8 protein-coding genes are annotated in these 24,258 nt (G+C 75.5%); all 8 read right to left on the bottom strand.

Annotated features, from left to right (window positions below):
* Window positions 1–15: 15 nt before the first annotated feature.
* Window positions 16–1,212 carry a nocardicin C N-oxygenase gene (nocL, locus tag J2S66_RS15025; protein WP_310307669.1) on the bottom strand — a complete coding sequence of 399 codons (1,197 nt, stop codon included), beginning with the start codon at window positions 1,210–1,212 and terminating at the stop codon, window positions 16–18.
* Window positions 1,213–1,244: 32 nt separating this feature from the next.
* Entirely contained in the window at window positions 1,245–3,035 is a 1,791-nt protein-coding gene (locus tag J2S66_RS15030; protein WP_310307670.1) for an AfsR/SARP family transcriptional regulator, read from the bottom strand.
* A 50-nt stretch (window positions 3,036–3,085) separates the two neighbouring features.
* Window positions 3,086–4,207: an alpha-hydroxy acid oxidase gene (locus tag J2S66_RS15035; RefSeq protein WP_310307671.1), complete on the bottom strand. Its 1,122-nt coding sequence runs from the start codon at window positions 4,205–4,207 to the stop codon at window positions 3,086–3,088.
* Between the two features lie 580 nt (window positions 4,208–4,787).
* Window positions 4,788–6,125, bottom strand: coding sequence for a cytochrome P450 (locus tag J2S66_RS15040; protein WP_310307672.1), 1,338 nt, complete (start codon window positions 6,123–6,125; stop codon window positions 4,788–4,790).
* A gap of 62 nt (window positions 6,126–6,187) precedes the next feature.
* Window positions 6,188–7,099: an esterase/lipase family protein gene (locus J2S66_RS15045; RefSeq protein WP_310307673.1), complete on the bottom strand. Its 912-nt coding sequence runs from the start codon at window positions 7,097–7,099 to the stop codon at window positions 6,188–6,190.
* A gap of 39 nt (window positions 7,100–7,138) precedes the next feature.
* Complete coding sequence (locus J2S66_RS15050) at window positions 7,139–8,284, bottom strand: FAD-dependent monooxygenase (protein WP_310307674.1); 1,146 nt, start codon at window positions 8,282–8,284, stop codon at window positions 7,139–7,141.
* Complete coding sequence (locus J2S66_RS15055) at window positions 8,281–10,524, bottom strand: SDR family NAD(P)-dependent oxidoreductase (protein WP_310307675.1); 2,244 nt, start codon at window positions 10,522–10,524, stop codon at window positions 8,281–8,283. Before J2S66_RS15055 ends, J2S66_RS15050 begins: the two co-directional genes overlap by 4 nt.
* Window positions 10,521–23,960, bottom strand: a complete 13,440-nt coding sequence (locus J2S66_RS15060; RefSeq protein WP_310307676.1) for a non-ribosomal peptide synthetase/type I polyketide synthase — start codon at window positions 23,958–23,960, stop codon at window positions 10,521–10,523. The genes J2S66_RS15055 and J2S66_RS15060 overlap by 4 nt, the downstream gene beginning before the upstream one ends.
* Between the last annotated feature and the right edge of the window lie 298 nt (window positions 23,961–24,258).

Raw genomic sequence — 24,258 nt, forward strand, 5'->3', positions numbered from 1 at the left:
ACCGGGCGGCCCCCGTCACCAGGTGACCGGCAGCTCCGCCGGCGAGCGCAGCAACGAGCCCTGCCGCCACGGCACCTCCCGGGGCGGCACGGCCAGGCGCAGCCCGGGGAAGCGGGTCAGCAGCGAGGTGAGCGCGACCTGGAGCTCGCCCCGGGCCAGCTGGGCGCCCAGGCACACGTGCACCCCGCCGCCGAAGGCCAGGTGGGGGTTGTGCTCGCGCCGGAGGTCCAGCACGTCCGGGTCGTCGAACACCCGGTCGTCGCGGTTGGCCGAGTTGGTGCTGGCCACCACCGCCTCCCCGGCTCGCACCAGCACCCCGCCCAGCTCGACGTCCTCGGTCGCGATCCGGGCGAACGCGCCGCCGGAGCCGAGCGGGATGAAGCGCAGCAGCTCCTCCACGGCCGAGGGCACCAGCTCCGGGTGGTCCCGCAACAACGCCCACCGCTCGGGCTGCTCCAGCAGCAGGTACACCGAGCAGGCGAACTGGCTCGCGGTCGACTCGTGCCCGCCGACCAGCAGCGTGATCCCGGTCTGCGTCAGCTCCTTGTCGGTGAGGCGGTCGTCGTCGTGCGCCGCCACCAACGCGCTCATCAGGTCCTCGCCGGGCTCGCGCCGCCGCTGGTCGGCCAGCTCACCCAGGTACTCCTCCAGCGCCGCCCGCGCCGCCACGATCTCCTCGCGGGTGTTCGCGGTGGTGGACAGCACCGTGGCGGAGAAGTCCCGGAACCGGTAGTGGTCCTCGGTCGGCACGCCGAGCATCTGCGAGATCACCGACACCGGTAGCGGCAGCGCGAGACCCTCCACCAGGTCCGCCGGCGGTCCGGCCTGCTCGACCCGGTCGAGCAGGCCGTCCACGATCTCCTGGGTGCGCGGCCTGAACTCGCGGACCCTGCGGGAGGTGAACGCCCGCGCGACCAGCTTGCGCAGCCGGCTGTGCTCCGGCGGGTCCATGCTGAGCATCGACCCGGCGGGCGCGGCCTCGGGCGTCACCCGCGGCGTCTCCTCCCGCCCGGCCGCGCGGGCCCGGCTGAACCTCTGGTCGCCGAGCACGGTCTTGACGTCCTCGTAGCGGGTGATCAGCCAGCAGTCCTCGCCGTAGGGCAGTCGGACGCGGAGCGCGGGTTGCTCGGCGCGCAGCGGCGCGTAGCCGGGGTGCAGGTCCAAGCGCTCGGGGTCGCCGAAGGGGTAGGGGCGCGTTTCGGTTGTGGTCACGGGTCGATTCCTCTCCAGTGGACCTCGCCGGGTCACGGGCCGGTCGTGGCCAGTTCCGCCGCGTAGGCGTGGGACAGGCTGGGCAGCCGGTAGCGGGTCTCGCCGTCTGCGCCGGAGCCCGCCGGTTCGAGCAGGTGCGCGTCGACCAGGCGCTCCAGCACGTCGTCGGCCTCGGGTGCGGGGCAGCCCAGCAGCGCCTCCGCCGTCCACGACGTCAGTTCCGGTGTGGGCAGCCCGCCCAGCGCCCGGTACAGGTCGGCGGCCACCGGGTCCAGGCGGCTGGCGCTGGAGGCGAGCCCGTCGCGCAGCCGCTGCCCGCAGCCGCCGAGGCCGGACAGCCTGCGACGCGGGCGGTTCAGCTCGTGGACCATCCTCGGCACCCCCCAGTGCGGCTTGCTGGCCAGGTGCGCGGCGGCGGCCAGCAGTGCCCCCGGCACCCGCCCGCACAGCTCGACCAGCTCGGTCACGGCGTCCGGGTCCCGCGCGGCCCGTGCCTCGCCGACGATGCCGCGCACCAGTGCCACCGCGTCGTCGCGCCCGAGGCTGCCCAGCCGCAGCGGCACCGTCCCACTGCGGGCCACCAGCTCCCGGAGGGGGTTGCGCGACGTCACCAGCACCTGGCAGGTGGCGGTGTTCGGCAGCAGGGGCCACACCTGGGCGGCGTCGCGGGCGTCGTCCAGCACCAGCAGCATCCGCCGGGCGGCCATCACGGTGCGGAACAGCGTGGGCCTTTCGGCAGGGACCGGCACCTGCCCGGGTGGCACGCCCAGGGCGTGCAGCAGGTGCGCGAGCACGGTCGCGGGGTCGGCCGGCGGGTGGTGCGGGTCGTGCCCGCGCAGGTCCACGAACAGCTGGCCGTCCGGGAACAGGGCGGTGTGGCAGTGCGCCCACCGCACCGCCAGGACGGTCTTGCCCACGCCGACCCCGCCGACCAGCAGACCCAGCGGCGGCACGCCCACCTGACCGTCGGCGGCGGCCAGCCGGTCCAGCACCGCCAGCTCCTCGGTCCGCCCGACGAACGCCTGCGTCACGGCGGGCAGTTGCGCCGGCGGTCGCCCGACCGCCGGGCGCTCCTCGTCGCGCAGGATGCGCTCGTGCAGCCGGCGCAGCTCCGCACCCGGTTCCAGGCCCAGCTCCTCGACCGAGCGGCGGCGCAACCGCGCGAACGTCTCCAGCGCGGCGGCCCGGTAGCCGGAGCGGTACTGCGCGGTGATCAGCAGGCCGTGCAGCCGGTCCCGCAACGGGTACTGCTCGACCGCCGCCACGAGCCCGGCGACCAGCGAGCGGTGCTCGCCCAGCGCCAGGCGCAGCTCGACCTGCTCCTCGTAGACGGTGAGCAGGTTCTCCTCCAGCTGAGCGGACATGTGCTCCGGCACCGCCCCGGTCACGTTCGCCAGCACCGGTCCGCGGCGCAGCGCGAGCGCCGAGTCGTAGAGCCGGACGGCCTCCTCGCCCCGCCCTTGCCGGGCCGCCGCCCTGGCCAGGTCCACCAGCTCCTCGAAGTCCAGCGTGTCCAGCCGGTGTCCCCCGGGCCGCAGCACGTAGCCGGGCGCGACGGTCTCGATCACCTCGTCCACGACGCCGCACGCGCGGAACGCCTTGCGCAGCGCGGACACGCAGATCGCCACCTGGGTGCGGCTGGTCGACGGGGGCCGGGCGCCCCACATCGTCTCGGCCAGCGCGTCCACCGACACGACGCGGTCGGCGTTGAGCAGCAGCGTCGCCAACACCGTCCGCTGACGTGGTCCCCCGACCTGGACCTTGCGCCCGCGGGCCGCCACCTCCAGCGGCCCCAGCAGCAGGAACTCCAGCTTCCCGGTCATCTCGTCCCCCGGACCACGCGTCCCGGCGCCGGTCACGGTCCTCGTGGCGGTCAGGGCGCACCTCGCCCGGTCGACACCGTCGCAAGCCCGCGGGCCGCGTCGACGTCGGCGCACCCGGCGAGCAGCAGGGCCTGCGCGAACTCGGCGCGCAGCAGTTCCAGGACCCGCGCCACACCGCGTTCGCCGTCGACCGCGAGACCCCACAGGACGGGCCGGCCGAGCAGCACGCCGGTCGCGCCGAGCGCGAGGGCGCGCAGCACGTCCGTCCCACTGCGGACGCCGCTGTCGAACAGTACGTCGCCCGCGCCCGCCACCGCCTCGACGACGCGCGGCAGGGCCGTGACGCTGGGCACCGCGCCGTCGAGCTGGCGTCCGCCGTGGTTGGACACCACCACGGCCGACGCGCCCAGGCCGACGCACCGGGCGGCGTCGAGCGGGTCGAGCACGCCCTTCACCACCAGGGGGAGCCGCGTGCGCGCCCGCAGCCACTCCAGGTCGCGCCACCCGAGCGTCGGGTCGAAGACCGCGCTCGTGTGCTCGGCGACGCCGGAACCGACGTCGCGACGCTCGTGTGCCTCGGTCGTACCGGCGACGAGGTGGGCGGCCCGGACCTCCGCCGGCAGGGCGAACCCGTTGCGCACGTCCCGCCGCCGGTGGCCCATCACCGGCACGTCCACGGTGATCACGAGGGCCTGGCACCCGGCCTCCTCGGCCCGCGCCACCAGTTCCCCGACCAGGCCGCGGTCGCGCAGCCAGTAGAGCTGGAACCACAACGGCGCACCGGTCTTCGCGATCTCCTCGACCGTCCGGCTGCTCAACGTGCCGACGGTGAAGGGGACCCCGGCGGCACCCGCCGCGGCCGCCGCCGCCACCTCCCCCTCGGGGTGGACGAGGCACTGGTACGCCATCGGCGCCACGGCGACGGGCAGCGCGGCCCGCGTGCCCACGAGCGAGACGCCCGTGTCGGCAGCCTCGACTCCCGCGAACGTCCTGGGCACCACCCCGACACCGTCGAGCGCCACGCGGTTGGCCACCAACGTCACTTCGTCGCCGCTGCCACCCGCGATGAAGTCACGCACGTCCGTGGGCAGTCGCGCGGCGGCGAGCCGTTCCACCTCCGCCAGGTCCGCCGGGACGCCCGTGCGAGTGCCGGGGGTATTGCGGACACCCATGTATCGTGGCCTCCTGCCGGTCGGACGCGCCACCTCTCACGCGCACGGAGGCGGTGAAAAGGTCGATTGAAGCCACGCCGGACGCCTCGATGTCGAAGCCCCATTCTCGGCTGGCGAATTCAAGTTATCGCCGACCTATACACGTGTCAAGGCGTTCCAGGTTGCAGCGGCCGGGTGACGCAGCCCGACAAACATGATCCGACACATTTCCAGACCATTTGATACGAATGCCGAACCGCCACTACGCGGAGTCATCGAGCATTACTATGGGACAAACCGCAGGTGAACGGCACACGAGAAGATCCGCTCAGCTCGTTTAACAACATTTGACACTTGTCGGAATACGCGACATTCACCCGGTGGGCCGAGCGGACCGCAGTCGATCCCCGACGCACGCGACACCTCCCGCTGGACCACCCGGGTGAATCGAAAATCTTCTTGTCACGGTATGCGTTTGCCGTTCCCCGCCGGTCCCCGCGGGGATCGGCGGCCTTCGGTTCGCCTTTCCGCAACACCAATTCGACCGGCGGCTCGACCTCGCGTAGTATGTGCGCTTTCCGGGTCCGCCGGACCGGGGTGGCTACCGCGGTGAGAGGCGGCAACGGACGGGGCTGGTCGCGTGCAGCGTCATCCCCTGGTCGAGGGAGACGTCGCTGTCCACGCCCTCCAGTTCGAACTCCTGGAGCACCACGGCGAGGGCCTGCACGGCTTCGAGCATCGAGAAGTGCTCGCCGATGCACGCGCGCGGGCCACGCCCGAACGGGAACCACGCGTACCTCGGGCGACCCGCCTCCTCCTCGGGGCGGAAGCGCTCGGGGTCGAACCGCTCGGGGTCCGGCCAGTAGGCGGGGTGGCGGTGGGTCACCCACGGGCTGACGAACACGTCGGAGCCGGCGGGGATGCGGTACCCGCCGATCTCGGTCTCGTCCACCGCCCTGCGCACGATGGAGGGTACGGGCGGGTAGAGCCGCATCGCCTCCTTGAGCACCCACGTCGTGTAGGTGAGCCGGTCGAGGTCCGCGGCGCCGGGCGGGCGACCACCGAGCACCCGGTCCACCTCGTCCCGGGCCCTGGCCTGGACGTCCCGGTGGTGGGCCATCAGGTGCAGCGCGAAGGTCAGCGCCGTCGCGGTCGTCTCGTGGCCGGCGAGCAGGAAGATCAGGACCTGGTCCCGCACCTCCGAGGCCGCCAACCGGTCCCCGGTCTCGTCCCGGACGCGGGCGAGCAGCCCGAGGAGGTCGTCGCCCTCGTCGCGGCCGTCCGCGGCGCGCTCGGCGATGATGCGGTCGCACAGCTCGTGCACGCGCCGGTGGGCGGTCACGTACCTGCGGTCCCACGAGCGCGGCAGGGTGATCGGCGAGACGGTGCGCCGGGCCACGCTCCCGCTGATGATCGGGAAGCTGTGCCGCATGGTGCCGACCGCCTCCTCGACGTCGGCGCCGAACAGGATGCGGGCCACCACGCGCAGCGTGAGCCTGGTCGACTCGTCGCGCAGGTCGACCACCCGGTCGGTCCGGTCCCGCCACCGGCGCAGGAGGGTGGTCACCTCCTCGCGCATGGCGTCGGCGTACTGGTCCACCCTGCGCCGGGTGAACAAGGGCTGGATCAGCCTGCGCTGCCGCCGGTAGACGTCGTCCTGGCTGGTGAACAGGCCGTCGCCGAAGGACGCCCGGACCTCGACGTAGGTCTTGCTGTCCTTGCGGAAGTTCGCCGCGTCGGTCGCGAGCACCCGCTGGGCGCCCTCGGCCGAGAAGACGCCGTGCAGCGTCAGGCGCAGCCCGGGCGGTCCGGCGACGAACCGGACGACGTCCCCGCACTCGCGCATCCCGCTGAGCAGGACGCCCAGGGAGTCGCGGCGCAGTTCGAACAGTGAGCCGAACAGGCGTGAGCCGGTCGGCGAGGGCGCTGGAGTGGCCATGGCTCCTCTGCTGGTACGAGGTGGTCGTGCGTCGGTGTCCGCGGCGTTCCCGGGAATCCCGGTCACTTCCAACCGGGGAAGTACGGGTCGACGCGGAAGGCGGGCACGGGTTCGGCGTTGGCGGGGTCGAGGGCGTTGAGCACGTGCAGCCAGGCGCGCTCGTTGTAGACGATGCCCGCGTGCTCGCACAGGTCCTCGGGGCAGCCGTCCTGGAGCAGGATGTTGGTGACGTTGTCGCCCTGGAGGAACGCCTTGTGGTACGGGGTGACGATCTGGTCGTGCTCGGTCATGATCACCGTGTACGTGGGGCCTGGCCGGGTGTCGCCCTCGCCGTAGATGGTCTCGATCATCTCCGAGTCCGGCGCGCCCTGGTCGCACAGCGGGAAGAGCTTGCGCGCCATCAGGTGGTAGTAGCGGGGGAACGCGTTGCGCAGCACGTAGGTCATGGTGCTGAACGACACGCCGTGGTTGGACGGGGCGATGGAGATCGCCTTGTCCACGTTGGTGTAGCCGTCCAGGACGTTGAGGTAGTACTGCATCAGCAGGCCGCCGCCGCCCGAGTGGCCGACCAGGTCGACCTTGTCGACGCCGGTGAGCCGCTTGATCCGCTCGACCTCCTCGGCGAGCTGGACGCCGCTGACGGCCAGGTCGTCCACGCCGTTGCAGGGCACCTCCAGCGGGCCGGCCCACCTCGGCCTGCCCCAGTTCATGGTGAACACGCAGAACCCGTTGTTGCGCAGGAAGGGCGCGCCCGCCTGGAAGTTGAACGACTGGTTGGACATGAAGGCGTGCAGGAGCAGCACCGGGCGAGGTCGTTCCTCGGTGGGCCCGAACAGGGGGTCGTTGGCGCCGGGCGGGGGCCTGCCGGGGGTCCAGTAGGCCCGCACGCCCGCACGCATGTCCCACGGCACCGGCAGCGGGCCGGACGGGCGCGCGCGGACGGGCGCGGGGGCTTCGGTCGACTCGGTGGACACGGGTGTGCCTCCTTCTTCGAACGCGGGGGCCCGGCGGGTTCAGGCCGGGAGGTCGTAGCGCATGGGCGCGATGTTCTGCTCGCGCACGGCCGACATCGGGGCGTGCCGGATGACCAGGTCCCGGAGCCTGGTGGCCAGGGGGTTGGTCAGCTGCTCGACCCGGCTCAGCCGCCGGGAGGCGGCCACCAGTCCGCGGGTGCGGTCGCGGCGGTCGGTCTCGTAGCGGCGCAGGGCCTCGGCCGCGTCGTCGCGGGCGGCGAGGTGGTGGGCCAGGGCGTGGGCGTCCTCGATGGTCGAGCCCGCGCCCTGGCTGAGGCTGGTGAGCATGGGGTGGGCGGCGTCTCCGACCAGGGTGACCGGGCCGGCGCCCCAGGTGGCGAGGAACGGTCGGTCCTGGGCGGGGACGGCGAGGATGTCGGCCTCCGGGGTGGCGGCGATCGCCTGGCGCACCTCCTCCGCCCAGCCCGCGAACGCGGCCTGGACGGCGGGCTTGCCGGCGGTCCGGCGACCCACCGGCGACGCGACGTTCCTGGTGCCCCACCAGTAGACGTGGCCGCCGCCGATGTCGATCAGGCCGAAGCGCTGCCCGCTGCCCCAGTAGTGGGCGGCTCCGCCCACGGGCAGGCGGGGGTGCTCGAAGGCGGCGGTGGCGATCCAGCAGACGTAACCGTGCTCGCGGACCGGCTGGTCGCCGACGAGCCGGGCGCGCACCGCCGAGCGGATGCCGTCGGCGCCGACGAGGACGTCCGCGGTGCGGGTGCCGCCGTCCGCCAGGGTGACCGTCACACCGCCGCGGCGGACGCGGTGGTCGGTGACCCTGGCGCCGTGGCGGACGGGGGTGTCGGCCAGCGAGTCGCGCAGCAGGGCGAGCAGGTCGCCGCGGCGGACGTTGACCACCGGGGAGCCCAGCTCGGCGGAGATGGACCCGATCGGCAGGTCCCGCATCAGCCTGCCGTCGGTGGTGCGCAGGCAGAAGCTGGTGCACACGCGCCCCACGCCCTGCTCCACCAGGTCGACGCCCAGGGCGGTGAGGACCTTGGTGGCGTTGGCGGCCAGCCCGAGGCCGCCGCCCTCGGTGCGCGGGCGCGGCGCGGCCTCCAGGACCTCCACGTCGAAGCCGCGGGCGCGCAGCGCGATGGCGGTGGTCAGCCCACCGACCCCGGCTCCCGCGACCAGGACCCTCACCGCTGCCCCTCCCCCGCGGGGAACTGGCGGCGGATCACCGAGTCCAGCACCCGGTCGGGCAGCACGCGGGCGGCCACCGAGGCGGTCCAGGAGTCGGACCCGACCCGGTAGCGGGTGCGGGGCCGGCGGGCGGTCATGGCGTGGACGACGGCGGCGGCGACGGCCTCGGGGCGGGTGCGGCTGCTCCGGGCGCGCTCCTCGTTGGCGGCCACGAACGCCTCGAACCGGGCCCGGTACAGCGCGGCGACCTCGGCGGGCGCCTTGTCGAGCACGTCGTGGGCGGTGCCGGCCACCTTGGACCAGATGGGGGTCATGACGGCGCCGGGTTCCAGGACCGACACGCTGACCGACAGCGGGGCCAGTTCGCGGCGCAGCGCGTCGGAGACGCCCTCCTTGGCGAACTGGGACGCGGCGTAGGGGCCCAGGAACGGGGCGGCGACCCGGCCGATGCCGGAGCTGACGTTGACGATGCGCCCGGCCGGCCCCGCGGGCGCGCCCGGGGTCCTGGTGCGCAGCAGCGGCAGGAACTCCTGGGTCACCGCGACCGCGCCGACCAGGTTGACCTCCAGCTCGGCGCGCAGCTCGTCGAGCGGCACGCACTCCAGTGGCGCGGACACGCAGATGCCCGCGTTGTTCACCAGGCCGACCAGCCCGGTCCCGCCGGTCTCCCGGCGGACCCGGGCGCCGGCGGTGGCCACCGAGTCCTCGCGGGTCACGTCCAGCACCAGCGGCCGGATCGCCGGGTGGGCCCCGGCGAGTCGGTCCGCTGCCGTGTCGGAGCGCACCCCCGCGTACACGGTGAACCCAGCGCGGGCCAGGCCCAGGGCGGTGGCTTCGCCCAGCCCCGACGAGGCCCCGGTGACCACGATCGCGCCCCGGCCTCCACTCTTCGCCATCATCGGCCTTTCGTTCCGGCGCCGGGCGGGACCCGGCGGTGGTTGGAGAGCGGACCGCAGGGCGTGCACCGCGCGGTCGGCGAGCCGCCCGGCCCGCCGGCGGTCGACGGCGTCGGCGACGTGGGTGAAGTTCCAGTGCAGCGCCGAGTTGCTGGTGGTGACCGCGGCGACGAGGTAGCCGCTGACCGAGATGCCCGCGACGAACTGTGCCCCGGACAGCGCGCACACCCCGGTGCGGTCGGGGAAGTCGACGCGGCCGACGTTGGACAGGCACACGTTGCCCGGTCCGGACCGGTCGATCATCGCGACCACCCGGGCGCTGCCGCCGACCGAGCGGGGCGAGATGAACCGCAGCAGGGAGACCAGCGCGAGGTGGTGTTGGTAGCGCCTGCGGCGGCGCAGGTCCCGCTGGGCACCGCGGGCGGTGGCCCAGAGGTCGTCCGGCTCGACCCGCACGTGCGAGGGGACGGTGGCCACGTAGGCGCCCGCGTCCCGGGGGTCGACCGGCGGGACGAGGTCGGCGCGGAAGTCCACGGGGGACCCGATGGTGACCGACCGCGGGGTCCCGGCGCCGTCCTCCCCCGCCACGGCGAGGGCCATGGCGGCGGTGAGCGCGGCGTGCACGGTCACGCCCTCGGCACGGCACCGGTCGACCAACCGGGTCAGGGTCGCGGGGTCGAGTTCGCGGTGCAGCAGCCGGGTACGCCGCCCGTCCGGCGGCACCGGGGTGCTCGGCTCCAGCCGCCGGGGGCGCGCTGTCGCCGCGGCGACCTGGTCGGCCAGGGTGAGCGCGACCAGGTGCGCGCCCCGGGGCAGGCCGTTGAGCCGTGCCGGCAGCAGCTCCTCCGGCGGTGGCAGCGGTGCACGTGGCGGGGTGTCCGAGGGGTCGGTGGCCTGCTCCACCAGCTCGCGCAGGAGCGCCAGGGCGGTGGTGCCGTCGGCGATGACGTGGGAGGCGGTCAGCAGCACGTCGTGCCCGTCCGCGCCGTGTCCGATGTGGACCACCCTGATCAGCGGGCCGGTGCGCCAGTCCAGCGGGATGGTCAGTTCGACCTCGTCGACCTCGTGCTCCCACTGGTCGGGGCGCGTGGCCTCGACAGCGCGGACGGGGACGCGGGGACGCGCAGCCGGGACGAAGCACGGCTCGGGGTCTGCGGCGACGGCCACCCGCAGCAGCGGGTGCCGCCGGACCAGGGTCTCGGCGGCCCGCTCCAGGTCGGCGGTCGCGCAGGGGCCGGTCACCCGGACCCGCGCGACGACGTTGAGCGCGGAGAGCTGGTCGCACACCCAGTACCAGCGCTCCATCGGGCTCAGCGACCTGCGGACCTCGCCGACGGCGTTCACCGGACCACCCCCGCGCTCGCGGAGGCGCGGCGCGGGTCCTCGGCGCGGTCCAGCCCCTCGCCGAGGGCGGCGGCGACGGCGTGGACGTGCGGCGGGGTCATCATCGACAGGTGGTTGCCGGGGACCTCCACCTCCTCCACGGGGTGGTCGGCCCGCTGCCGCCAGCCGTTGCCGGGATCGGCGAACAGGCCGCCGACCGCGCGGTGGGCGGTGGCGAGGTTGGCGGGCAGTTCCTCGGCGGCGCGCAGCAGGCGCAGCGGGCGGCGCACGCGCCGGGGTCGGTGGTCGAGCACCGCCCGGTAGTTGGCCCGGAAGACCCCGTAGAGCCTGCGCAGCAGCTGCGGCGAGCCGTCCTCGGGCAGGATGCCCAGCGCCACGCACCGGACCAGGCCCTCCTCGAAGAGCCTCTCGGGGTCCTCCCCGGACAGGTCCGGCTCGCCGGCCAGGTCGCCCCCGCCGGTCGAGTACCACAGCAGCTCGCGGAAGAAGAACTCGACGAGCTGCCGCTCCGTCACGTGCGGACGGGTGCCCTCGCCCAAGGCGACGGTGTCCAGCAGGGTCACGGTGGGCACCCGCGCCGGGCCGAGCGCCTCGGCGATCTCCAGTGCGACGTAGCCGCCGAAGGACCAGCCCGCGACGTGGACGGGACCGTTCGGGTGGACGCGGCGGATCGCGCGGGTGTAGGCGTCGGCCAGCGCGGGCAGCGAGGTCAGCGGCTCGGTGCCGGGGTCGGCGCCTGCGGCCTGGAGGCCGTACACCGGCCGGTCGCCGGGCAGGTGCGCGACCAGCTCGCGGTAGCACAGCACGTTGCCGCCGATCGGGTGTACCAGGAACAACGGCGTCCCGTGCCCGCTCTCGCGCAGGGGCACCACGGGGTCGAAGGCCGGTCGGTGGGCGTCGTGGGTCCGGATGAGCCCGGCCAGCTCCCGCGCGGTGGGCACGGCGAGGAAGGTCTGCAACGGCAGGTCCACCCCCCACCGCCGGGCGATGGTCATCGCGGCGCGGGTGGCGCCGATGGAGGTGCCGCCCGCGTCGAAGAAGCCGGTGTCGACGTCCAGGCGGTCCACGTGGGCGAACTCGGCCAGCAGCCCGGCCACGGCCTCCTCCAGCTCGTCGCCGGGGGCGGCCGGGGCGGGCGCGCGGGTGGCCAGGGCCCGCAGGGCGTCGTCGTCGCGCTTGCCGCTGGGGGTCAGCGGGATCGCCTCGACCCAGTGGTAGCGCGAGGGCACCATGTGCTGCGGCAAGTCCTCGCCCAGCCGCGCCCGCAGCGACGCGACGTCGGCCCGGTCCGGGTCGCCGACCAGGAACGCCTCCAGCACCGCGTCCCCGGCACCGAGGTCGCGGGCCACCACCGCCGTCTGCTCCAGCCCGGGGTGCTCCCCGGCCAGCCGCAGCACCGCCAGCTCCACCTCGGCGCACTCGACGCGGTAGCCGCGCACCTTGACCTGCCCGTCGGCGCGACCCAGGCACACGATCCCCCCGTCGGGGAGCATGAGCCCGATGTCGCCGGTGCGGTAGCGCAGCCGCCCCGAGGGAGCCGGGACGAACCGCTCGGCGGTCAGGCCCGGTCGGTTCTCGTACCCCCGGGCCAGGCACGGGCCCTCGACGTAGATCTCCCCCGCCACCCCCGGCGGCACCGGGCGCAGCCGGTCGTCGAGCAGGCTCACCCCGACCCCGGGGATCGCGGTGCCCACGGGTGGCAGCGGCGGGTGGTCGCCCCCGGCGGGCAGCTCGTGGGCCAGCACCACGTGGGTCTCGGTCGGACCGTACTGGTTCTCCAGCACCGCGGCCGGGTTGGCCGCGCACAGCGCGCGGATCTCGGGGCTGACGCGCAACTGCTCACCGGAGGAGATGATGGAGCGCAGCGAGCCCGGGTAGGCGCCGGTGGCGGCGGCGGCCTCGGCCAGCGCCTGGAGGGCCACGTAGGGCAGGTGGACCCGCTCGATTTCGCTGTCGCGGATCAGCCGCAGCACGGCGGGCATGTCCTGCCGCAGGCCGTCGGCGGGCACGCGCAGGGTGCCGCCCCCGCACAGGGTGGAGAAGATCTCCTGGAAGGAGACGTCGAAGCTCAGCGGCGCGAACTGCAACGTGGTCGGCGCCCGACCGCCCGACCTCGCCCAGCCGGTGCCGCGCCGGTTCTGCCACTCGACGAGGTTCGCGAGTGCCCGGTGGGGCACGGCCACGCCCTTGGGCTCGCCGGTGGAGCCGGAGGTGAACAGCACGTAGGCGATGTCCTCGGGGTGCGGTCGCGGCAGCGGCAGGGGGTCGCCGGCGGGCGGTGCCAGCAGTTCGGCGGGGCCGAGCACTGCCGCGCCGTCGAGCGCGGCGCGCAGGTCCGGGTCCGCGACGACCCGCCACGGCGCGGCGATGTCCGCCATGGCCCGGACGCGCGCCGGCGGGTAGTCGGGGTCCAGCGGCACCACGGCCGCACCGGCACGCATGACGCCCAGCACCACCGCCACCAGTTCGACACCGCGGCGCATCCGCACCGCCACCCGGGCCTCGCGGGGCATCCCCAGGTGCAGGAGCCGCCGGGCGACGGCGTCGGCGGCGTCGGTGAGCGTGCGGTAGTCCCAGCGGTCGGTGTCGCTCGCGACGGCGGTGGTCGTCGGGTACAGGGCGGCGGCGTGGGCGACCGCCTCGGTCACGTCGCGGCGCCGGACGGCGGCCAGGTCGATCCCGGCGTCGGGACGCCGGACGACCTCGGCCAGGACGCCGACGAGGAGCCTGCCGAACTCGGCGCACTGCTCGCCGGTGAGCGCGTCGCCGCCGGAGCTCAGCCGCAGGGTCAACCTTCCGTCGCGCGGGTCCACGACCGCGGTGGTGAGCAGGGCGAAGTCGGTCTCCTCGCGCACGGTCACGTCCACCAGCTCCGCGGCCGGGGACCGCGGGTCGTCCCCGCGCAGCGCCTCGACGAGGGTGTGGTGGTTGACGAAGTTGAACGCGGTCTCGAACACCGGCCCGCCCCGCTCGTCCTGGAGGGTGCTCAGCGGCAGGCGCCGGTGCGGGTAGGACTCGCGCTCCCAGCGCAGCACGTGGTCGACGGCCTCGCGCCAGGTGCCCGGCCCGGCGCCCAGTCGCACCGGGACGGTGTTGAGGAACAGCCCCGCGCACAGCTCGGCCCCCCCGCGCTCGGGCCGGGTGTGGGTGACGCAGCCCGTGGTGACGTCCTCGACGCCGGTCATGGCCCGCAGCGCCAGGCAGTGGGCTGCCAGCAGCAGCGACTTGAGCGGCACACCGCGGCGGCGGGCGAAGTCCTTGGCGCAGGCGTCCAGCCAGGCCGGCAGCGCCAGGGTGCGCTCACCCGGGCCGGGCGAGGCCACGTGCGCCCGCACCGACTCGACGGCCGTGGGCCGGGAGCCCTCCAGCACCCGTGCCCAGTGACGGCGGGCGGCCTGGTCGTGGCGGGCGTCGTGCTCGGCGCGCACCTGCTCGGCGAGCAGCAGCGTCGAGCCGGGGGCCCGTTCGGCGGGGGCGCGGCCCGCCACCAGGGCCAGGTGGTCCTCCAGCAGCTCGCCGACCAGAGCGGCCACGCTCCAGCCGTCGAGGATCGCGTGGTGGAAGGCGAACACCAGGTCCACCTCCCCGGAGCCGTCCCCGCGGACGAACGCGCGGAGGCGGTGCAGGGGCGCGGCGCGGGCGGGCTCGTCGTCCGGCAGCGGGTAATCGGCGTGGTGCAGGGCGGCCATGTGCGCCTCGACCTCCCGCTCCAGCGCGTCGGCGTCGGCGGGACCGCGCACCACCTCCACCGGGTCGTGCGCCTCGGCGAGGACGAGTTGGAGCGGGGTGGAGCGGCCGGTGAGGTCGAACGTCGAGCGCAGCGCGGGGTGGCGGCGCACCAACTCCCGGGCGGCGTGCCGGAAGGCGACCTCGTCCCAGGGCATGCGCAGCCGGTAGCGGAAGACGTCCTTGTACAGCGGGGAACCGGCGCGCCGGCGGCTGTGGAACAGCATGCCCAGCTGGAGCCGGGTGGCGGGGAAGGCGTCCTCCACGCCGTGCAGGCCCGCCCGGTCGATCAGCGGCACCAGCTCGAACGGCTCGGTGACCGCGATCTTCCGCGCGGGGGCGGGCGGTCCCGCGTCCAGGTGGGCGGCGAGCGCGGCGACGGTGGGGTGGGCGTGGAACCGGTCGAGGTCGAGGGGCAGGCCGCGCTTCTCTGCCTCGGTGCGCATCCGCAGCACCAGGATGGAGTCGCCGCCGACGGTGAAGAAGTCGTCGTGCACGCCGAAGGCGTCGGTGCCCAGCACCTCGCGCCAGACCTCGGCCAAGGTCTCCTCCAGCGGGGTGCCGGGGCGGTCGGAGCCGCGCTCGCGGCGGCCCAGGGCGGCCAGCGCCCGGCGGTCCACCTTGCCGCCCGCGGTCAGCGGCAGCCGGTCCACCCGGACGAACTCGGAGGGCACCATGTACCCCGGCAGCCACCGGACCAGCGAGTCCATCACCGTGCGCACCAGGTCCGGCGCGTCGGCGCGGCCGGGGACGAGGTAGGCGACCAGCCGGGTGCCCGAGCCGGTGTCCTCGGGGACGACCGCGGCGGCCGACACCCCGGGGCAGCGGGTCAGGGCGGCCTCGACCTCGCCGGGGGCGACCCGGTTGCCGCGGACCTTGACCTGGTCGTCGAGCCTGCCCAGGTATTCCGCGGTGCCGTCGGCCAGCCAGCGGGCCAGGTCCCCGGTGCGGTAGCGGCGGCGTTCGGGGATCGACTCGTCCACCACGAACGCCTCGGCCGTGAGCGCGGGTTTTCCCAGGTAGCCGCGGGCGAGGGCGACCCCGGCGATGTTCAGCTCGCCGGGCGCGCCGATCGGGCAGCGGCGGCCGGCGGCGTCGAGGACCATCAGCGCGGTGTTGTCGACGGGCCGGCCGATGGGCACCCGCGTCAGCGGGCCGGAGCCCGGCACGTCGTAGTAGGACACGTCCACGGTGGCCTCGGTGGGCCCGTACAGGTTGGCCAGCCGCACCTCCCGGTTGCCCGCGGCGGCGAGAACCGCGCCGAACCGCTCCGCCAGGGCCGGGGTCAGCGCCTCGCCGCTGGCGAAGACCTGCCTCAGGGTGCGCACCCCGGCGGCGGCGCGCGGATCGGCCTCCAGGTGGTCGAGGAAGGGCCCGAGCATGGAGGGCACGAAGTGCACGACTGTGGCGCCGTGGCGCTCGATCGCGGCGGCCAACTCGCGCGGGTCGCGCTCGGCACCCGCCGGGACCACCGCCACCGCCGCGCCCGCGTGCGCCCACCACAGCAGCTCCCACACCGAGACGTCGAACGTGGTGGGGGTCTTGTGCAGGACGACGTCGTCGGGCCCCAGCGGGTAGCGGCGCTGCATCCAGGCCAGGCGGTTGACGACCGAGCGGTGCTCGACCATCACGCCCTTGGGGACCCCGGTGGAGCCGGAGGTGTAGATGACGTAGGCCAGGTCGCCGGGTCGGGTGGTGGCCGGGACCGGTGCGGCGGTGCCGTTCCCCGGCTCGTCCCCGGGGTCGTCCCCCAGGTCCACCGCGAGGGACAGAACACCGAGGTCGCCGAGGTCGGAGTCGGCGACGGCGAGCCGGGCCCCGCAGTCGGCCAGGACCGTCCGCACGCGCTCGGCCGGGTGGCCGGGGTCGATCGGCACGTAAGCCCCGCCCGCCGCGTGCACCGCGTGCACCGCGACCAGGAATCGAGGGGACCGCGGCAGCAGCACCGGCACGCACTCCTCGGGGCGCAGGCCCTGCGCGCGCAGCTGCCCGGCCAACCGGGCCACGTGCCGGTGGAACCGCTCGTAGGTGAGCGCACCGGTGGTCCCGTCCGGGGCCGACCAGGTCACGGCCCGCCGCTCGGGGGTGCGCACCGCCTGCTCGGCGAACAGCCGGTCCAGGGTCGCGGTCTCGTCGAAGCCCGGTCCCGCAGGGCGCTCGAAGGCGTCGAGGCGGGCGGACTCGTCCGGGCCGAGGACGGGCAGCACGCCCAGGGGCGCGGTCGGGTCGTCCAGTCCCGCCCGGAGCAGGCGGGCGACGTGCCCCATCGCGGCGTCGAGGGACAGGCCGTCGCCGAAGACGTCGTCGGCGTGGAAGACGTCCAGGTGCAGGGAGCCGTCGGACCGGTCCTCGCGGGCGACGATGTTGACCACGTCGAGGGCGTAGCCGGAGGCGAGCACGGTCAGCTCGACGTCCTCGCCCGGCCCGCCCTCGGGAGCGGTGATGTAGGAGTAGGTGACGTCGAACAGGTCCCGGGCCGGGTGGCCCGCCGCGCGCAGGGCGGCGCGCAGGTCGCCGAGCGCGAACCGCTGGTGGGTCAGCAGCTCGCCGACCCCGGCCGCCACCCGCTCCGCCAGTTCCAGCAGCGTGCCCCCCTCGTCGACAGGCACGTGCAGCGGCAGGACGTTGGCGACGTGCGACATGGTGGCCCGCTCGACCGGGGTGCGGCGGTTGAGCAGCGGGACGCCCAGCACGACGTCCCCCTCGTGGTGGAGGCGGCGCAGGTAGGCGGCCACGGCGGCGGTGGTCACCGAGAACACCGAGTGCCCGGTGGCCCGGATGCGGTCGACGAGGGCGGCGTCCACGCGGGTGGAGTGGCGCAGGCGGCGGTGGGTGCGCACGGTCGCGGTGCGGGCGAACAGGGCAGGGGTCAGGGGGGCCATCGCGGCGACCAGGGCGTCCCGGTCGGCGTCGTGGTCGGGCGAGTTCCGGTACCGCGCGTCGGCCGTCACCGCCTCCAGGCAGCTGGGTGCCGGGTGCGCCGCGGTCGGGGGCGCCCCGGCGCGGCAGGAGTCGGCGATCTCCCCGAGCGCCACGTTGATGCCCCAGGCGTCGGCCACGACGTGGTGGAACCGGGTGTAGACGACCAGGGAGGCGTCGTCGTCGACCAGGACCGCCGTGCGCACCAGCGGCCCGTCCAGGGGCATGGGGGTGTCGGTGGCCCGCTCGATCCACCGCAGGCACGCCGCGAGGGGGTCGGGCTCGGCTCGGAAGTCGACCACCTCGACCTCGGGGTGGTCGGGCCGCACGCGCTGCCGCCACTCGTCGCCGTGGAGCCCCAGCCGAAGCCGCATCGCGTCGTGGCGCAGGGTGGTGCGCCGGATGGCGGTCCGCACCCGCTCGACGTCGGTGGTGCCGCGCAGGCGCAGGTAGCCACTGGGCTGGGACAGGGGCAGGTCGGGGTAGGCGAGGGCAACGCCCACGATGTCCCGCTGGTAGTGGCTCAGCGGGTGCCACTCCCCGGTCGTCCGTGGTGGTGGGTGCTCCCCGGTCGGGTCGGGCGCGGTCGGGTCGGGCGCGGTCGGGTCGGGCGCGGTCGGGTCGGGCGCGGTCGGGCCGGGCGGTTCGGGGGCCGGTGCCGCCGGGGTCACGAGGGTCAACAGGTGCTCGGTCAGCGCCGCCGGGGTCTTGTGGTCGATCACGACGTTGGTGGGTACCGGCAGGCCGGTGACCTGGCGGAGCCGGTTGCGGAAGTCCACCCCGCCCAGGGAGTCGAACCCCATGTGCTTGAAGCGCGCATCGGGGTCGATCGCCTCGGCCGAGTCGTGGCCCAGCACGGCGGCGGCGACGGCGCGAACCAGGTCGGTCAGCGCAGCGCGGCGCTCGGCCTCCGGCAGGCTCGCCAGGTCACCGGCGCGGGACCGCTCCCGCGGGGCGGGGGCCGAGGCGGCGCGGCGGGGCGACCGGACCGGGCCGCCGAGAACGGTGGGCCGGTCCCCCGCGGTTCCGGCACGCGGGTCGAGTCGCGCCGGGACCAGCAGCCCCAGGCCGCTGTCGAGGGCGGCGTCGAACAGGGCCAGGCCCTCGGCCGCGGACATGGCGGTGAAGCCGGTGCGGCGCAGTCGGGCGAGGTCGCGGTCGTCGAGGTGGCCCGTCATGCCGGAGCGGTCCGCCCACAGGCCCCAGGCCAGGGAGGTCGCGGGCAGGCCGCGGTGGCGACGGTGCTCGGCCAGCGCGTCGAGGAAGGTGTTGGCCGCCGCGTAGTTGGCCTGTCCGGGAGTGCCCAGCACGCCGGCCGCCGAGGAGCACAGCACGAAGGCGGCCAGGTCCAGGTGGGCGGTGGCCTCGTGCAGGTTCCAGGCCGCGTCGAGCTTCGGCCGCAGCACGCGGTCCACCCGCTGCGGGGTCAGCGCGGTGAACACCGCGTCGTCCAGCACGCCGGCGGCGTGGACGACCGCCGTGAGCGGGTGCGACGCGGGAACCCGGGCCGACAGGGCGGTCACCGCCCGCGGGTCGGCGGTGTCGCAGGCCACGAACAGGGGTTCCGCGCCGAGAGCGCGCAACTCCCCCGCCAGCGCCCGCGCGGCGGGGGTGTCCGGTCCGCCGCGCGAAGCCAGCAGCAGGTGCCGCACGCCGCGGGTGGTGACCAGGTGGCGGGCGAGCAGGCCGCCGAGGACGCCCGTGCCGCCGGTGATCAGCACGGTGCCGTCGGGGTCGAGGGGACGCGGCAGGGTGAGGACCAGCTTGCCGGTGTGCCGGGCTTGGGCGAGGGTCTTGAGCGCGTCGGGGGCCTGCCGCACGTCGCGCACCGACACCGGTAGCGGGCGCAGCGCGCGCCGCTCGAACAGCACGCCCAGCTCGGCCAGGGCGGCCCCGGTCTCCTCCGGCCCGACCGCGGTCAGGTCGAAGTGCCGGTACCGCACGCCGGGACGGGTCCGCGCGATCTCGTCGGGGTCGCGCGGGTCGGTCTTGCCCAGCTCGACGAAGTGGCCGCCGCGCGGCAGCAGGTCGAGCGAGGCGTCGACGAACTCGTGGGCGAGGGAGTTGAGCACCACGTCCACGCCCGCGCCCCCGGTGGCCGCCAGGAAGCGGTCGCGGAAGTCGAGGGTGCGCGAACTCGCGATGTGGTCCTCGGGCAGGCCGGCGGCCCGCAGCACGGCCTGCTTGGCGGGGCCTGCGGTGGCGAACACCTCGGCACCGAGGTGGCGGGCGAGCTGGGTGGCGGCCATGCCGACCCCGCCGGTGCCCGCGTGCACCAGCACGCGGGCACCCGCGGTCAGCCCGGCCAACCGGCGCAGCGCGAAGTGCGCGGTGAGGAACACCGCCGGGGTGGCGGCGGCCTCGGCGAAGGTCCAGGACCCCGGGAAGCGGGCGAAGTAGCCGCGCTCGCGCACCACGACCGGGCCGACGCCGTAGAACATGCCCATGACCCGGTCGCCGGGCGCGAGGTCGCGCACGTCGTCCGCGACCTCCAGCACCACGCCCGCGCCCTCGTTGCCCAGGTCCACTTCCGGGTCGGGGTAGAGCCCGTGGGCGATCATGACGTCGCGGAAGTTCAGGCCCACGGCGCGCACGGCGACCCGCACCTCCCCCGGCGCCGGCGGTCGCCGGGACTCCGGCCAGTCGGCGAACGCGGTGTTGGCCGCCTCCAGGGTGCCCGCGCCCAGGGTGCGCAGCCGCCAGTCGGGCCTCCGCAACCGGTCGAGCCCGGCGGTGACCGTGCCGCCCGCCGGTGCGAGGCGCGGCACGACGGGCCCGCCCCGCCGGAAGGCCACCTCGGTCTCGCCCGCGGCGAGGACCGCGAGGGCTTCGGGGACGCGGTCGCGCCAGCCCTCCCAGTCGTCGAGGTCCACCAGCGCGACGCGGTCGGGGTGCTCGGTCCGGGCGCTGCGCAGCAGGCCCCACACGGGAGCGTGGGCCAGGTCCTCGACGTTTTCGCCGGGGCCGGCGGACACCGCGCGCCGGGTGAGCACGACCAGGGTGGCGCCCTCGGCGCGCGGGTCCACCAGCCAGCGCTGCACGAGGCCCAGGACCTCGTCCAGCGCCCGTCGCGCCCGGTGCGGGAGGTCCGGGCCGTCGGGGGCGGTGTCGCGGCGCAGGACGACGGCCCCCGCCGCGGTCCCGCCTGCCCACTCCGCCCACTCCGTCCACCGGGGAGCGGTCGCCGCGGCCACCGGCGCGGGGGTCCACTCCAGGGCGTGCAGGGAGTCGCGGGTGCCCGCGCCCGCCGCGCGGAGCCGATCCCGGGTGATCGGCCGCAGGGTCAGCTCCCCGACCGCGCACACCGGCTGCCCGGTCGGGTCCGCCAGCGCCAGCGCGTAGGCGTCGGGGCCGGTCGCGGTGATGCTGACCCGCAGGGCGGAGGCGCCGACGGCGTGCAGCCGGATGCCCGACCAGGTGAAGGGCAGCCGGATCAGGTCGGTCCCGGCATCGGGGCCGGTGTGCACGAGGGCGTGCAGGGCCGCGTCGAGCAGGGCCGGGTGCAGGCCGAACTCCCCCGGCTCGACGCCCTCGGGCAGGGTGACCTCGGCGTGGACGTCCGCGCCCCGGCGCCAGACCGCGCGCAGGCCGCGGAAGGCCGGGCCGTACCGGTAGCCGCGCGCGGCCAGCCGGTCGTAGGCGTCGGAGACGTCCACCGGCTCGGCGCCGGGAGGGGGCCAGGCGGCCGGGTCGGGGGTGGTCTCGGCCGGCGTGGACCCCAGGGTGCCCTCGGCGTGCCTGGTCCAGGTGGCCCCGGCGCCCGGCGGGGTGTCGCGGCGGGAGTAGATCCGCACGCCGCGGCCCTCGGGGGCGTCGCCGGTGACGACGACGCGGAGGAGGACGGCGTCCACCTCCGGGATCACCAGCGGCTCGCGCAGCACCAACTCGACCACGGTCGGGCTGCCCGCGCGACGCCCGGCGAAGGCGGCCAGCTCGGCCATGGCGGCGCCCGGCAGCAGCACGACCCCGTTCACGGCGTGGTCGGCCAACCAGGGGTGGGTGGCCAGGGAGAGGCTGCCGGTGAACTGGAGGCCGTCGTGCTCGGGGTGGTCGTGGGCGGTGGCCAGCAGCGGGTGCTCCGGGGCCGGTCCGGCCGCGGTGGTCCCGGTCGTGGGGGACAGCCAGAACCGCTTGTGCCGGAAGGCGTACGTGGGCAGCTCGACCGGCGCCCGGTCGCCGAGGCGGGCGGTCAGGTCCACCGGCAGGCCCGCGGCGTGCGCCTCGGCGACCGAGGTCAGCAGGCGGCGGGGCCCTCCGTCGTCACGACGCAGGCTGCCCACGACCACGGCCGGGTCGTCGGCGGGGGCGTCCTGGAGCGACTCCTCCACTCCCGCGGTGAGCACGGGGTGCGGGCTGACCTCGACGAAGAAGCGGTGGCCGCGGGCATAGGCGGCGCGCACGGCCTCGTCGAAGCGCACCATGCGCCTCAGGTTGCGGTACCAGTACGCCGCGTCCAGCTCCGTGCCCTCGACGGGGCCGCCGGTCACGGCGGAGAGGAACTCCACCTCGCAGCGCGTGGGCGAGATGCCGGCGATCGACTCCTGCACCGCGCCGTCGAGCGCTTCGACGTGCGCGGAGTGGGAGGCGTAGTCCACGGGTACCCGGCGCACCCGGACGTCGTCGGCCTCGGCGGCGGCGGTGAACTCGTCGAGGGCCGCGGCGTCACCGGAGACCACGGTCGAGCGCGGCCCGTTGACCGCGGCCACCTCCAGCCTGCCCGCCCAGCGCGCCAGGCGGTGGACGACGTCGGCGGCGGCCAGGGGCACGGAGGCCATGCCCCCCGTGCCCGCGATGGCGGTGATGGCCTTGCCGCGCAGGGTGACGACCGCGGCGGCGTCGGACAGCGAGAGCGCGCCCGCGACGCAGGCGGCGGCGATCTCGCCCTGGGAGTGCCCGATCACCGCGGCGGGGCGCACGCCGAAGGACTGCCAGCAGCGGGCCAGCGAGACCATGACGGCGAACAGGGCGGGTTGCACCACGTCCACCCGGTCGAGACCGGGTGCGCCGGGCACGCCGCGCAGGACGTCGAGCAGCGACCAGTCGACGAATTCGGCGATCGCCGCGGCGCACTCCTCGATGGAGGCGGTGAACACCGGGTCGGTGCCGAGCAGGCCGGTCGCCATGCCCACCCACTGCGAGCCCTGCCCGGGGAAGACGAACACCGCGCCGGCGTCCGGCCGGGCGCGGCCGGTGCCGTCGCCCTCGGCGAGGGCGGTCAGCCCGGCGAGCGCTTCGGCGCGGTCGCCGGCCACCAGCACGGCCCGGTGGTCGAACCGCGTCCGGCGGGCGGCGAGGGTGTGCGCGGCATCGGCGAGGTCGAGGTCGGGCCGCTGGTCCAGGTGCTCGCGCAGCCGGACTGCCTGGGCACGCAGCGCTTCGCGGGTGCGGGCCGAGAGCACGATCGGCACCGCTCCCCCCGCGTGCGCGCGGGTCCGCTCGGCGGGCGGGGCCTGCTCCAGGACGACGTGGGCGTTGGTGCCGCTGATCCCGAACGAGGACACGGCGGCGCGCCGGGGGCGGTCGGACGCCGAAGCGGGCCAGGGGACCGTCGTGCTCGGGACGCGCGCGGCGCCCGTGGACCAGTCGACCGCCTCGGTGGGGCGCGCCACGTGCAGGGTGCCCGGCACCAGGCCGTGGCGGACGGCCTCCACGGCCTTGATCACGCCCGCGACCCCGGACGCGGCCTGGGTGTGGCCGATGTTGGACTTGATCGAGCCGATCAGCAGCGGGTCGTCGGCGGAGCGGGCCGCGCCGTAGGTGGCCAGGAGCGCGCGGGCTTCGACCGGGTCGCCGACGCGCGTGCCGGTGCCGTGCGCCTCGACCACGTCCACGTCCGCGGGGGTGAGCCCGGCGTCGGCGAGGGCGGCGCGGATCACCCGTCGCTGGCCGTCCTCGCTGGGCGCGGACAGCCCCTCGGAAGCACCGTCCTGTCCTACGGCGGTGCCGCGCAGGACGGCGAGCACGGGGTGGCCGAGGCGGCGCGCGTCCGACAGCCGCTCCAGCACGAGCACACCCGCGCCCTCGGAGACGCCGAACCCGTCGGCGCCGGCGGAGAACGGTTTGCTGGTGCCGTCGGGGGCGAGCGCGCCGAGGTGGCCGAAGCCGACGAGGATGCTGGGCGCGCACACCACGTTCGCCCCGCCCGCCAGGGCGAGCGAGCACTCGCCCGCGCGCAGTGCCCGCGTCGCGAGGTGCACGGCGGTCAGCGACGAGGAGCAGGCGGTGTCCACGGTGACCGCGGGCCCCTCCAGGCCGAGGGCGTACGCGACGCGGCCCGAGGCCACGCTCGGGGTGGTGCCGGTGGTGAGGTGGCCGGCGTGCTCCAACTCCCCGGCGAACACGCGGGGGCCGTACTCCTGCGCCACCACGCCGAAGTAGACGCCGGCGTCACTGCCCGCCAGGGTCGAGGGGTCGATGCCCGCCCGTTCCAGCGCTTCCCAGGACACCTCCAGCAGCAACCGCTGCTGCGGGTCCATGGTAAGCGCTTCCCTCGGGCTCACGCCGAAGAACGCAGCGTCGAAGTCGCCCGCGCGGTCGAGGAAGGAGCCGCCGCGCGCGTAGGTCGATCCGGGTGCGCCGGTGTCCGTCAGCGCCCGCAGGTCCCAGCCTCGGTCGGCGGGGAAATCGGGACGGGCGGCATTCCCCTGGCGCAGCAGGAAATCCCACAGCTGTTGCGGCGAGGACAGCGCTCTCGGGTAGCGGCACCCCATCCCGACCACGACGACGGGGTCCGGTCGGTCCGCTTCCCCACCCGGGGCACCTCCGTCGGCCGAGCCTTTGCGCAGCAGCATACGCAACCCTTTCCTCGGCTTGTGCCCGCGCACGACGGATCTCCTGCGATTGCGCGGATTCCCCCGCCGGGCCACCCCGAAATCCGTCCTGAATGGATTTCCCTCGGGCCCTCGGCGACTCGGGTGCTTCCCGACTATGCACGGAACCGCTGCGCGAGGTCAATGCCAGGTCTACCGTCGAGGCGGAACACGCACGCGGAGGAACGATTCCGCAGAACGGGAAACCCGGCGAAAGCGCAGGTGGAAGACCCGCGCCGACAACGGGACACCGTCTTCCCCACCCGTCCGGCGGAACCCC

Source organism: Saccharothrix longispora, from assembly GCF_031455225.1.
Taxonomy (GTDB): Bacteria; Actinomycetota; Actinomycetes; order Mycobacteriales; family Pseudonocardiaceae; genus Actinosynnema; species Actinosynnema longispora.

Excerpts from the sequence above, each read along its gene's own strand:
- J2S66_RS15035 (WP_310307671.1), bottom strand. The coding sequence starts at position 4,207 with ATGGGTGTCCGCAATACCCCCGGCACTCGCACGGGCGTCCCGGCGGAC.
- J2S66_RS15040 (WP_310307672.1), bottom strand. The coding sequence starts at position 6,125 with ATGGCCACTCCAGCGCCCTCGCCGACCGGCTCACGCCTGTTCGGCTCA.
- J2S66_RS15060 (WP_310307676.1), bottom strand. The coding sequence starts at position 23,960 with ATGCTGCTGCGCAAAGGCTCGGCCGACGGAGGTGCCCCGGGTGGGGAA.
- J2S66_RS15030 (WP_310307670.1), bottom strand. The coding sequence starts at position 3,035 with ATGACCGGGAAGCTGGAGTTCCTGCTGCTGGGGCCGCTGGAGGTGGCG.